At 37.1% G+C, this 13573-nt stretch carries 9 protein-coding genes and 2 pseudogenes; 6 read left to right on the top strand and 5 right to left on the bottom strand.

Annotated features, from left to right (window positions below):
- Window positions 1–94 precede the first annotated feature (94 nt).
- Together groEL and SPD89_RS16415 are read right to left on the bottom strand one after the other, a co-directional pair.
- Window positions 95–1102 (bottom strand): annotated as a pseudogene (gene groEL, locus SPD89_RS16420) (chaperonin GroEL); the annotation flags it as partial.
- 236 nt (window positions 1103–1338) lie between these two features.
- On the bottom strand, window positions 1339–2235 hold the full coding sequence (locus SPD89_RS16415; RefSeq protein WP_336263031.1) for a fumarylacetoacetate hydrolase family protein: 897 nt from the start codon (window positions 2233–2235) through the stop codon (window positions 1339–1341).
- A 242-nt stretch (window positions 2236–2477) separates the two neighbouring features.
- On the opposite strand from SPD89_RS16415, the gene SPD89_RS16410 reads away from it, so the two are divergent.
- The 5 genes and pseudogenes from SPD89_RS16410 to SPD89_RS16390 form a co-directional block, all read left to right on the top strand.
- Entirely contained in the window at window positions 2478–3368 is an 891-nt protein-coding gene (locus SPD89_RS16410) for a cation diffusion facilitator family transporter (RefSeq protein ID WP_336263030.1), read from the top strand.
- 319 nt (window positions 3369–3687) lie between these two features.
- Window positions 3688–4431, top strand: coding sequence for a metal ABC transporter ATP-binding protein (locus tag SPD89_RS16405; protein WP_336263029.1), 744 nt, complete (start codon window positions 3688–3690; stop codon window positions 4429–4431).
- A 20-nt stretch (window positions 4432–4451) separates the two neighbouring features.
- On the top strand, window positions 4452–5291 hold the full coding sequence (locus SPD89_RS16400) for a metal ABC transporter permease (protein ID WP_336263058.1): 840 nt from the start codon (window positions 4452–4454) through the stop codon (window positions 5289–5291).
- A gap of 69 nt (window positions 5292–5360) precedes the next feature.
- The gene (locus SPD89_RS16395) at window positions 5361–6350 is read left to right on the top strand and encodes a metal ABC transporter solute-binding protein, Zn/Mn family (protein ID WP_336263028.1); all 990 of its coding nucleotides are present in this window, start codon (window positions 5361–5363) and stop codon (window positions 6348–6350) included.
- A 333-nt stretch (window positions 6351–6683) separates the two neighbouring features.
- Window positions 6684–6923, top strand: a pseudogene (locus SPD89_RS16390) (transposase); the annotation flags it as partial.
- A 154-nt stretch (window positions 6924–7077) separates the two neighbouring features.
- Here SPD89_RS16390 and ilvD read toward each other — a convergent pair.
- From ilvD to SPD89_RS16375, 3 genes are all read right to left on the bottom strand, one after another.
- Window positions 7078–8763, bottom strand: coding sequence for a dihydroxy-acid dehydratase (ilvD, locus tag SPD89_RS16385; protein WP_336263027.1), 1686 nt, complete (start codon window positions 8761–8763; stop codon window positions 7078–7080).
- Between the two features lie 303 nt (window positions 8764–9066).
- Window positions 9067–10239 carry a pyridoxal phosphate-dependent aminotransferase gene (locus SPD89_RS16380; protein WP_336263026.1) on the bottom strand — a complete coding sequence of 391 codons (1173 nt, stop codon included), beginning with the start codon at window positions 10237–10239 and terminating at the stop codon, window positions 9067–9069.
- Between the two features lie 360 nt (window positions 10240–10599).
- The gene (locus tag SPD89_RS16375) at window positions 10600–11754 is read right to left on the bottom strand and encodes an acyl-CoA dehydrogenase family protein (protein WP_336263025.1); all 1155 of its coding nucleotides are present in this window, start codon (window positions 11752–11754) and stop codon (window positions 10600–10602) included.
- Window positions 11755–11989: 235 nt separating this feature from the next.
- On the opposite strand from SPD89_RS16375, the gene SPD89_RS16370 reads away from it, so the two are divergent.
- Complete coding sequence (locus SPD89_RS16370) at window positions 11990–13069, top strand: branched-chain amino acid aminotransferase (RefSeq protein WP_336263024.1); 1080 nt, start codon at window positions 11990–11992, stop codon at window positions 13067–13069.
- Window positions 13070–13573 lie beyond the last annotated feature (504 nt).

Genomic DNA, 13573 nt, shown 5'->3' with positions numbered 1-13573 from the left:
CAATCTATTTTCTTCTATTTCATAAAAAACAAAAAAAACGCATTTTTGGGTGAATTTTTCTCTCTTTATGTCCTAGGTTTTGTTTTTATTATATAGCGTCAAATCCGATGCCTACTATTCCACCTTTTAGACGTTCAACAACGATTGAATCTTCAAGACCGGCGGTTTTCAGCAATTTGACGAACTGGCTTTTCTAACGCACATAGTATGATGTTTGCTAAGTTGCTCCATCATCTTCAAGTGTTAATTCTGTAACTTTATTGTAAACATTAATTAATGCAGCATTTCCACCAAACACGATCCCTTCTTCAACTGCTACACGTGTAGAGTTTAGTACGTCTTCCATGCATAGTTTACGCTCTCTAAGTTCAGTTTCCGTAGCTGTCTCTACTTTACCAACCGCAAAACCGCCTGAAAGTTTAGCTAGATGCTCTTGTAATTTTTCCTTATCGAATTCAGAAGTTGACTCTTCTGCTTCTGCACGGATTTGGTTCACGCTAGCAGAAATAGAATCAGGATTTCCAGCTCCTTCAACGATTGTCGTGTTTTTATTACAAACAACTTTGGCTGCGCATCCAAGTTGAGTAATTTCAGTAGATTTTAGGTTTAATCCTGAATCTTCTGTAATTATTTCTCCGCTAGTTAAAATTGCAATATCTTCTAACATTGCTTTTCGGCGATCACTGAATCCAAGAGCTTTAACAGCAACTGCATTAAATGTTCCACGTAATTTGTTTACAATTAGAGTTGCAAACGCTTCTCCCTTAACAATAATCTAGATAGATTTACCTTCTTGAACAACCGCTTCAAGCACTGGTAAAACTTCTTGGATGTTGGAGATCTTTTTGTCCGTGATTAAAATGTATGGTTCTTCTAAAACTGCTTCCATTTTATCTAGGTCTATAACCATGTAAGGGGAAGCATATCCACGATCAAATTTCATACCTTCTACTACTAGTTCCGTTGCAAGTCCTTTTGATTCTTCGATTGTAACATAACACCCGTTACTAGCTCGCTCCACTGCTTTAGCAATAAGTTGTCCAACTTGTTCATCACCTGAAGAAATAGATGCTACTTGTACAATTGATTCTTTATCTTTGATGTATCAGAATTACCTTTTAGTCCTTCAACCACAACTTCAACAGTCGCATGCGCGCAGTGTATTTTCGTAGCGGTAGGACCATTGCTATTCGAACTTTACTGATCAGTTTATGGATAAGGTATACAAAAGCAGTCATTAGAAAAATCCGAACTAATACAAACTTTAATTGAAAAAATTTGAATTATAGTTCGGATTTTTTTAGAACTGAAGCACTTTCGCTCCAACTTTTTTCCTTTTTATCCCTTATCTTCAACAAACGTATTCGTTAATGCTCCTAACTTTTCTACCTCCACCGTAACAGTATCTCCAGGTTGTAAATAAACACGTTCTTCTATCGGTCTTCCTAAAATTACACCCTCTGGCGTTCCAGTCATAATGAGATCTCCTGGTTTTAATGTCATATAGTTTGAAATATAACTAATTAGTTGTTCACAGCTAAAAATCATATCAGCAGTATTGGAATTTTGGCGAACTTCTCCGTTCACTGTTGTCGTTAACTGTAACGAATTCGGGTTTTCAACTTCGCTTTTTGTTACTAAATAAGGTCCTACTGGAGCAAATCCATCATTCGTTTTTCCAAGCATCCATTGTGGCGATCGTTTTTGGATATCACGAGCAGATAAATCATTTGTTGTACAATAGCCAAGGACAAAATCTAATGCATTTTCTTCATTAATAAATTTCCCTGTCTTCCCAATTACTATTCCCAGTTCCACTTCATGATCAAGGCGCTCTGTCGTTCTCGGTACTTCAATTTCTGTTAAATGCCCTGTTAAAGCGTTATCAAATTTATTAAATAAAATTGGCTCTTCTGGATACTTCGATTTCGTTTCATCGGCATGCTTTTTATAATTTAAGCCAACACAAATAATTTTACTCGGCCTTGTAACAGCTGGTCCCCATTTAATTTCATCTTCTTTTTTTGCAAACCCTGCTCCCTTATAATCGAGAGATTTAACGAATTGTTTTAAACGTCTTACCGCTTCATCTCCACCTTCGATCAGTTCCATCATATCTGTAGCTACACCGTTTTCCGGAAATAATTCTACAGCTTTTTTAACATCAATAATACCTTCATCCATCTTTACACCGAGCGCATATGTATTTTCTTTTTTAAACGTAAGAAGTTTCATGTCGTTAACCTCCTTATTTATTCATTATCTATTAGTCTAACAGGACTAATCAAAATTTACACGTTTCCCTTCCTGTATGAAGGGAATAAATTTGACTCAAACTAAATGTTAATGAATTTTACTTAAGGAAACAGATTTGCTCATCACTTTTGATGTTTCTTGACAAAACATCATTGCTATAGACCCACACAGTATTCACCTGTTACGATAGAATGTGAATGGACAGAAAGGGTTGACATATTATGCGTAAAAATACACGTCCTATCATTGTTGCTACCTGGATTGGAATTATTGTAAATCTTCTTTTAACAATCTTAAAAAGTATTGGGGGCATATTATCAGGAAGTCGGGCGCTTCTAGCAGACGCACTACATTCAGCATCCGATATAGTTGGCTCGGTTGTTATTCTTTTTGCTGTGAAAATTGCTAACAAGCCTCCAGACGAAGAACATCCTTATGGACATGGGAAAGCGGAGAATATTGCTTCTATCATTGTAGCATTGCTCCTTATTATTGTTGGAATTGAGATCAGTGTGTCTTCCATCAAAGTAATTTTTGGCGAACTTCCAGAAGCACCAGGAACACTTGCACTTATTATTTTAATTGTATCAATTGTAATAAAGGAAATTTTATTTTATTATAAACTTTTTCTTGGTAAAAAGTACCAAAGTACCGCGCTTATTAGCGAAGCATGGCACCATCGTTCTGATTCCTTTTCATCTCTTGCGGCTTTAGCTGGTGTTGGGCTCGCTATTTTAGGTGAAAAACTTGCTCTCCCCTTTTTAATTTATGGAGATGCAGTCGCCGGAATCATCGTATCCGTTGTCGTAGTAAAAGTTGGTTATCAACTAATCAAAGGTTCTTCAACTGTTATTTTAGAAAAAGTGCTTCCTAAAGAAGATGTGAAAAAATATAAGGAGACGGTATATGCCGTCGATGGCGTACTCCGCGTTGATCAAATTTTGGCTAGAACTCACGGAAGTTACGTCGTTATCGATATGCGATTAAGTGTCGATCCTACTATTACAGTAGAACAAGGACATACCATTGCACGTGATGCGAAACAATCTCTACTTGATAAACATAATGAAGTTGAAGACGTGCTTGTACATATTAATCCATATGACCCTTAAAAAGATTTTTCAAGTCGCTGAACAGCTAATGTCCTGTTCAGCGACTTTTTTTGTTTAACCAAACTCACTATAGAGAGTGAACTTCTAGATCATGTTTTAAAATAACAGACTTGTGAACGCTGAAACAATATTTGAAATCTAACATATACTTATGTAAGATTTTATTTTTTATTTTTTCTGAATTATTTTAAATAAGTATAACTGTTTACTTTTGATTAAAAATATATTACTATATATTTAGTAAATGTTGCACTAGGTGAAAACTTTAGTGTAAGGTGAATATATATAGTTTGCAGAACATTTGTGAGAAGGTGAAAAAATGAAGCGTACAGTAGAAGTAAATAACTTAAGTGTATCCTACTATGGAAATGAAGTTGTTAAAGATATATCTTTTTCATTTGAAACCGGGAATTTAATTGGGATTATTGGTCCAAATGGCGCGGGAAAGTCAACGTTAATGAAAGCAGTTCTTGGATTGATTCCCAAAAATAGTGGGACGGTAGAGATTTGTGGCGAATCGCTAAAAAATGTCCAAAAAAAAATTGCTTATGTTCCTCAGCGCAATAATATTGACTGGGATTTTCCAATCATTGTAAAGGATACGGTCCTACTTGGAACATTTCCAAACCTCGGACTCTTTAAGCGACCGAAAAAAAAGGAAAAAGAGTTAACAGCTCATTGCTTGGAAAAAGTTGGCATGCAAGATTTCAGCAACAGGCAAATTGCAGAACTTTCAGGTGGACAACAACAACGTGTCTTTCTTGCTCGTGCATTAGCCCAAAACGCGGATTTCTTTTTCTTAGACGAACCATTTGTAGGAATTGATGTTGCTAGTGAAGAAGTGATTATTAAAATTTTAAAAAGTTTACGAGATGCTGGCAAAACTATTTTTGTCGTCCATCACGATTTGTCTAAAGTTAAAAGCTATTTTGATGATGTCATTATGATTAATAAACAATTATACGGCGCCGGCCCAGTTAAACAAGTATTCCAGCCAGAAAGTGTACAAAAATGCTTTAATATGACATTCACATTGTCTGAAAGTATGGAGGTCGGTGTATAGTGGAATTCTTTCAAGATTTAATGACATATGAATTTTTACAAAAAGCATTAGTCACATCGATCATGGTTGGTATTATTTGTGGAGTTATAGGTAGTTTTATTGTTTTACGGGGAATGGCATTAATGGGGGATGCGATTTCTCACGCGGTGCTCCCAGGTGTAGCTATTTCGTATATGCTCGGTATTAATTATTTTTATGGTGCAGTTGTGACCGGAATACTTACCGCGTTAGGTATTGGGGTTATTAGTCAAAATAGTCGAATTAAAAATGATTCATCGATTGGGCTTGTTTTTTCCGCAATGTTTGCTTTAGGTATCGTGTTAATTACCGCCGCACAAAGTGCAACTGATTTAACACAAATATTGTTTGGAAATGTCTTATCGGTCCGAACATCGGACATGGTAATTACGTTAGTAGTTGGAGCGATTGTATTACTTGCAGTTTTCCTATTTTATAAAGAGTTGCTTGTATCAAGTTTTGATGAAACTATGGCTGCTGCCTATGGTTTAAAAGTGCGCTTTATTCATTATGGAATTATGGTTTTATTAACTTTAGTAACTGTTGCCTCCTTACAGACTGTAGGAGTTGTTCTAGTAGTTGCTATGTTAATTACACCAGCTTCTACAGCATATTTACTAACGAACCGTTTATCAACGATGATATTTTTAGCGGCGTTTTTCGGGGCAGCTTCATCCATTATTGGTCTATATTTTAGTTTTGTTTATAACTTGCCTTCAGGTCCGATCATCGTACTAGTAACAACAGTAATTTTTGGCTTTGTATTTCTCTTTTCACCAAAGCAAGGAGTATTTTGGCGGATGCTTCAAAGTAATAGACGTAAAACAGCAATGGGAGAGTAAGCATCGACATCTTGTTAGGGAAAAGTTAAAAATAAACATTTTTATATAAAAAAGGAGAGTATAGGAATAATGAAGAAGATTTTCAAATTAATTTTTGCGGTTAGTTTCGTTCTAATAATACTTGCCGCATGTGGAGGTAACGATTCCGTGCCAGACGATCAAAGTACAGCGGGGAACGACACGGGATCAACAGAAACCGATTCAAAGGAGGATGGTGATAAATTACAAGTAGTTTCATCATTTACTATTATTAGCGATATGGTTCGAGAAGTTGGTGGTGATAAAGTTGAGGTTCATAACTTAGTACCTTCTGGAACGGATCCACACGAATATGAACCACTTCCTGAAGATATTAAAAAAGCTACTGATGCAGATATTTTATTTTACAACGGAGTGAATTTAGAAGGCGGAGAAGATGGCTGGTTTTTTAAAATGATTGATTCCGTTGGTCAAGATGAATCCAAAGTATTTAGCTTAACCGAACGTATTGAGCCAATGTATCTCCAAGATGAAGCAACAAAAGAAGAGGAAATAAATCCACATTCATTTATTGATCCGGTAGTAGGAATTCATATGGTGGAAGACATGCGTGATGCGTTTATTGAGGTGGATCCTGATAATAAAGATTACTATGAAGAAAGAGCGACTGATTATCTAGATCGCTTAAAAGAAATTGAACAAGATTATGCAAAACGTTTGGGCGAACTTCCAGAAGAAAATAAAATATTAGTAACGAGTGAGTGTGCATTCCAATATATGCTTGATCGCTATGATATGGGAGAAGCGTGTATATGGAAAGTCGACACTGAAGAAAATGGTTCGCCGGAACAAATCAAATCATTACTTAATTTCATTGAAGAACATAATGTACCTATATTATTTCTTGAATCAAACGTAGATCCTCGTCCAATGGAAACTGTCTCTAAAGAGTCAGGTGTGGAGATTTATGAAAAACCAATTTACTCAGATGAAATCGGTAATCCTGGAGATGAAGTAGATACGTATATTAAATATTTAAATTACAATATCGATATTATTTCTGATGGGCTAGGTAAATAATAAATTAGATTGGATATTTCCCGGCACTTTGACATATCTCTCTTTTAATGCCGAGAAATTTCTAAATAAATGAGGGGAACAGTTAAATCGCTGTTTCTCTTTTTTTATATTTCGGGGCTCCGAATATATAGTGGAATTACCTTTTCAATAGTTAAAAACATTTAACTTATAACTCGGACTGTTTGGTGGTTTGTTAGGTCAAACACTAGTAAGATTAAATTCGATATTCGAATGCATCACGTGCAAAACTAAAAAAAAGTTTAATGGAATCATAGTTTCTGAAGTGAAATAATTTTTATACAATATTTATTGAAGGAGAGATTCGTATGGAAACAAAGATTAGACAACGTTAAAAAGTCACTTAAAGCAAATATGACTGAAAAGAAAGACGTGCTCTAATGCGTGAGAGAAATATCCTTCTCAAACGTAAACATGACCTGAAAGAACGAGATTCATTCCTTTTGGAAACTTTTGTTAGGTAATATCCCTACCTTAAATGATGCCTATGAACTCAAAGAAGAGTTTTACTGGATATGGAACACAGATGACTCCGAGGAAGCCAGGGATCGTTATAGTGCAACTTTCATTAGATATTTGTGAGCTGACAGTTACTAAACAATTTATGGAAATTAATAGTTTGGAAAACTCAAACAAAAAAATCCGAACCTTAAACTGTCCGGATTTTTTGATATCTAAATAGCACATCTTCCCACTATCTACCCTCAAATTAACGTTCATCAAATCGATCTGTTACTGCACCGAGTGATGCACAAGATACATTATGTGCATATTTCCCTAAGACGCCTTTAGAATAAAGTGGTGGTGCTTCCCAAGAACCACGGCGCTTCGCTAACTCTTCATCAGATACAGCGACGGAAATTTCTTGTTTATCAGCATCAATTGTAACAATATCTCCTTCTTTAAGCAGTGCGATTGGCCCGCCTGATTGTGCTTCTGGAGTAATATGTCCAACGACCAGTCCATGTGTTCCTCCAGAGAAACGTCCATCGGTTAACAGGGCAACTGATTCCCCTAGGCCTTTTCCGACTAAAATACTTGAAATCGATAGCATCTCCGGCATTCCCGGTCCACCTTTAGGTCCTACGTACCGAATGATAAGTACGTCTCCTTCCTTAATTTCATCGTTTAAAACTGCTTCTGTTGCTTCACGCTCTGTATTAAATACACGTGCTGGACCTTCATGGTGTGTTACTTTTACACCAGAAAGTTTTGCAACTGCACCCGTTGGAGATAAATTACCCTTTAGTACAATAAGCGGACCGTCTTTACGTTTCGGCTCGTCAAGTGATGTAATTACTTTTTGCCCTTCTACGAGATCCGGAGCGTCTTTTAAGTTTTCAGCTAATGTTTTTCCTGTTACCGTTAAGCAGTCACCGTTCAAGTAACCATTTTCGTATAACAGTTTCATAACAGCTTGTACACCACCGGCTTTATATAGATCTTCCATGACATATTTACCCGACGGTTTTAAATCAGCAATATGAGGAACTTTTTTCTGAACACGATTAAAGTCATCGATCGTTAAATCTACATCAATCGCATGGGCCATCGATAATAAATGAAGAATCGCATTCGTGGATCCACCAAGTGCCATGACAACAGTGATTGCATTTTCAAAAGCTTCTTTTGTCATTATATCTTTTGGATAGATGTCTTTTTCAAGCAAATGGTACACGGCACGACCCGCTTCCTCACACTCTTTGGCTTTTTCTTCAGAAGTAGCTGGTTTTGCAGCATTTCCTGGTAAGCTCATTCCCATTGCTTCAATCGCTGAAGCCATCGTGTTAGCCGTGTACATTCCACCACAAGACCCAGCACCAGGGCATGCGTGACATTCGATGCGATTTAATTGTTTATCATCGATATCCCCTTGATTATGTTGGCCCACTCCTTCAAAAACGGATACTAAATCAATATCTTCCCCGTCTAATTTTCCGGGACGAATCGTTCCACCATATACAAACACAGACGGTACTTCAGAATTCGCAATCGCAATCATACAACCAGGCATATTTTTATCACAACCACCGATTGCTACAAGCGCATCCAAGCTTTCCGCACCAACAACTGTTTCAATGGAATCAGCGATAAGGTCACGGCTCGGTAACGAATAACGCATCCCTTCTGTCCCCATGGAAATACCATCAGAAACTGTAATTGTATTGAAGATCATCGGTGCTCCACCAGCTTCACGAGCACCTTCTTTGGCTCTTTCGGCTAAATCATGAATATGTACATTACAAGGTGTAACTTCACTCCAAGTACTTGCAATTCCAACCATCGGCTTTTTAAAATCCTCGTCCGTAAAACCGACAGCCCGAAGCATTGCACGATTAGGGGATCTCATTGTCCCATCAAACGCATTACTATTTATCCGTAAGTCTTTCGCCATATCAATTCCGCCACCTTTCTTGCATTCATTATAGTAGTATTATTTTTAAAATTCAATCAATTTATTTTATATATTTTTGCAGTGATTGCGCCTGTACGTGCATAGGAAAACATGCATCACACGTGTATCATGCGCTCCGTTCAAGAGGAAGTACTTATTAAATGATGAAATCAAAAAAAGAACCGGGAAATTGTTTTATCCGGTTCTTCCTTGCTTTTACTCCATCCACTCTGGTTTTCCAAAGCCTTGGAATTCTTTAGCGATTATATTACTAGTGTTGTCGAAGTCAAACATTTTATTATTTTAAAATAACCCTAGCTTACCAATCCGTTCAGCCGCTTCCCTGAGACGATCTTCAGAATCAAGCAGTCCAATTCGGATATATCCTTCTCCTAACGTACCAAACCCATTTCCGGATGCAACAACGACATGAGCTTTTTCCAGCAACAAGTCAGCAAACTCAGCAGAGGTATAGCCTTCAGGTACTTTAAACCATGCAAAAAATGTTCCTTTAGGTGCTTCCACTTTCCAGCCGATTTTATGTAGGCTCTCTACTAGAACATTTCTTCTTCTTTCATACGTTTCTACTAATTCATCGATAAAAGTAAGATCCCCAGAAATTGCTGCTGTAGCCGCTTCTTGGATTGCTCCAAATAAACTAGTAAACAAGTGGTCTTGCAATAAATTTATTGTATTAATGACCGATGCATTTCCTACAGCAAACGCCACACGCCAGCCGGCCATATTATATGTTTTTGAGAGTGTATACATTTCAATCCCAATATCTTTTGCTCCTTTTGATGCAAGAAAACTAGGTTGTTTGACTCCATCAAAACCAATCGCCCCATAGGCAAAATCATGAACGACGCAAATATTATGCTTTTTTGCAACCGCTACCGTTTCATCAAAAAATTCTCGTGTCGCAACTCCTGCCGTAGGGTTATTCGGATAATTTAAAAACATCAATTTCGCTTCTTCTAAAACTTCCTCAGAAATTTCGCTATAATTTGGTAAAAATCCATTCTCAGCTAAAAGTGGCATGAATTCATGTTTGGCATTTGCTAATGCGACACCAGATAAATAATCTGGATAACCGGGATTTGGTAATAATGTTACGTCTCCTGGATTCAGTAAACATTGGCTCACTTCGAATAGACCAATTTTGGAACCAAACATTAATGCGACTTCCTCATTTGGATCAAGATCTACATTATATTCCCGTTTATAAAAATCCGCAACTGCTTTTCTAAAATACGGAAACCCTTGAAATGGAGAATATTTATGGTTTATTGGGTTTTCCCCTGCTTTTTGAAGGGCTTTTACAATATGATCAGCAGTCGGTAAATCGGGATTACCTTGACCTAAATTAATCACATCATACCCTTTGTTCACTAATTCTTGTACTCTCTTTCCAAGTCTAGCAAAAAACTGTTCTGGAAGCCGTTTAATCGCATCAGATTGCTCAAACATTTGCATACAAGCCCTCCTAAAATTTCACTTATAGTGCATGTTCAAAAAGGAGGATAAAAAGACCAAGAAGTTCGAAGCGGCGCAGTTTCGAGCAGCGGACTTTCACAGGATGTGATGACTTCCGTGTTGCCCACAGGACATGGGCGGTTTTAACGGAAGAGCCCTGCTACATTTAGATACATGAGCAAAGATCTGGCACGCAGGAAAAGTGTTCTTCTTTTCCAAGGAAACGTTCCTGCACGCAGAAAAAGTGCTTTCCTTTTTCAAGGAGCGGAGAAACAAGCCAACAAAGAAATTCGCACTGTCATTTTTACCGGACTTTTTGAACATCCTCTTATATTTAAATTATCCTATTAGGAAAAAATGTCAAGTATGTTTTTGAATAGACGAACCAGCAAGCCCCATAATTGTCATATCGTCCATTGGTGGATTATGCAAACCAGCTCTTACATCCCGATAATAGCGTTGAAGCGGACATTTAGCAGATAAACTTCTTGCGCCAACAATACGCATAGCAAGATCGACAATTTCTAATGCTTTATTAACAACAGATAATTTTACTGCACCAAGCTCTGCTTTCATTGCATTTCTAGTTTCTTCATCACCTTTATCCCATTTTTTAGCGATTGAATATAAAAATGTACTTGACTCTAATACGCGAAGTTCCATCTCACCAATTTTCTGTCTAACTGCTGGTATTTCAGAAATCGTTCCTTTAATGCTCGATGGGGAATAAGAAGTTGCAAAATCAATCGCATATTTTTGGGCAGCTTTTGCAATCCCTAGATAACATGCCGGGATATGAAGTAGCCAACCTTGCGCCGCTTTATCTCCAGGTGTAATATACATTAACAAATCTTGCTTGTTTAGTTTCACATCGTTAAGGACTAAATCATGGCTTCCTGTTGCTTTCATTGCGATCGAATCCCATGTTTCTTCCACCTCAACACCTTCTAGCTCACGCCGGACGAGAAAACTACCTACCTTATCCGTTCCATCAATCGATGCACTTACCGAAATATAGTCTAAAATTGGAGCAAGTGTAGTAAATGACTTTCGTCCATTAATAATCCAACCGTTTTCTATTTCTTTCGCAACCGTTTCCGGTCTTCCTCCTCGAGTCGGGCTTCCTGTTGCAGGTTCTGTCGCAGCATTATTTAATAATGTACCTTTCTCCAAGACATCTTTTGCAAAAGCTTCGTACGTTGCACGATCCCAAGCATTTGTTTCACCAGTATGTTTTGTGATACCCATATGCCAACCGATCGATAGCGCTGTTGATCCATCATATTGTGCAATCGTCTCCTGCATTTTTAACATTTCATATAAAGAGATCCCTAACCCACCATATTCTTTCGGTACTGCGAGTGCAGAATAATTGATTTTTTTAAGCTCTGCAAAATTTTCAAATGGAAAAGAGCCTGCTTCGTCATATTTTCTTGCACGATCTAAAAAGTTCGCTGCTGTTTGATCTAGTAAATCCAATCTTTCATCCATCGTTTTTAAGTCTGTCAATTTCATTTTATAGACCTCCTACATGAATTAGTTTAACATATTCATTATTGGTTTTCGTGTTACGCAACAATGTATTTAAACTAAATAATTCATATAAGTTTCAAATAGCAGTAATTTTATTTTCATTCAATATTTTGAACGAATATTTCTAAGTTTTATATAACTAATAAACAAATTTATTTCGATATACGTTATAATAGAAGTAATTTCGTTCATATTATCACTTAAGGGAGATAGAACTATGAAAGTACAGACTATCAATGTGGAATATACAAAAAATCACAAGCCAAAACCAGATTGGAAAAACTTAGAATTCGGTCGTGTGTTTACTGACCATATGTTTAGCATGGATTATACAGAAGAAAAAGGCTGGCATGATCCACAAATCGTACCTTATCAAAATTTGACACTTAACCCAGCTGCGATCACTTTTCATTATGGGCAAACCGTTTTTGAAGGATTAAAAGCTTATGTTACAGCAAATGGCGATGTTCAATTATTTCGACCGGAGAAAAACTTTACACGACTGAATCACTCAAACGACAGACTATGTATTCCACACATCGATGAAGAGTTAGCACTAGAAGCTTTAAAAAAGCTACTAACAATTGAAAAAGACTGGATTCCGACTGAAGAAGGGACCTCATTATATATCCGTCCTTTCATCATAGCTACAGAACCGTATCTAGGTGTTGCTCCTTCCAAACAATATAAATTTATGATCATCTTATCTCCAGTTGGTGCTTATTATAAAGAAGGAATTAATCCAGTAAAAATCGCAGTGGAAAATAAATATGTGCGTGCTGTATTAGGTGGAACAGGCGAAGCTAAAACTGCCGGAAACTATGCTGCAAGCTTAATGGCTCAAGAAATTGTTGAAAAAGATGGATTTGCACAAGTTTTATGGCTTGACGGTGTAGAGAAAAAATACATTGAAGAAGTCGGAAGCATGAACGTTTTCTTCAAAATTAATGGAGAAATTATTACTCCTAAATTAAATGGTAGTATTTTAGATGGGGTAACTCGTGATTCTGTCATTCAATTACTAAAGTCTTGGGATATTCCAATTGTTGAAAGAAGAATTGCGATGAGGGAAATTGCTGAAGCACATGAAAACGGGACATTAGAAGAAGCATTTGGAACAGGTACCGCAGCTGTCATTTCTCCGATTGGTCAGCTGACGTGGGAAGAAAAAGATTACACCATTAATGATGGCAAAACCGGAAAAATTGCTAGAAAATTGTATGATACTTTAACAGGTATTCAGTACGGAAAAGTGGAAGATCCGTTTAATTGGACCATAAAAGTAGATATGGAGTAAGAGAGAAAAACTGTCTTTTCGCAAAAAGACAGTTTTTTATTTTGGATGATTCAACAAGCTTTAGATTTAAACACTATGGTTCAACATTTACCACAAGATTCTTGAAATAAACACACAGGTCAGTCGGCGATTAACCAGCTAATTCACGATTTAACCACGTTGAACGCTATTTAACCACGCAATTCGAGATTTAACCACGAAGCCGGCGGTTAACCAGCTAATTCAGGATTTAACCACGTTGAACGCTATTTAACCACGCAAATTCAGAATTAACCACGAAGATGGCGGTTAACCAGCTAATTCAGGATTTAACCACGCAAAGGATGTGCCTATTCCTTTGAAGAATGTGCCGTTTTATCCGAAGATGAGCCAAATCTTCAAAGAATGTGCCGATTTATCCAAAGATGAGCCTATTCTTCGAAGAATGTGCCGTTTTATCCGAAGATGTGCCTATTCTTCGAAGAATGTGCCGATTTATCCAAAGATGAGCCTATTCTTCGAAGA

Origin of the sequence: Pseudogracilibacillus sp. SO30301A (assembly GCF_037072025.1) — a bacterium.
Classification (GTDB): domain Bacteria; phylum Bacillota; class Bacilli; order Bacillales; family Amphibacillaceae; genus Pseudogracilibacillus.
This window is presented reverse-complemented; position numbering and strand designations above follow the sequence as displayed.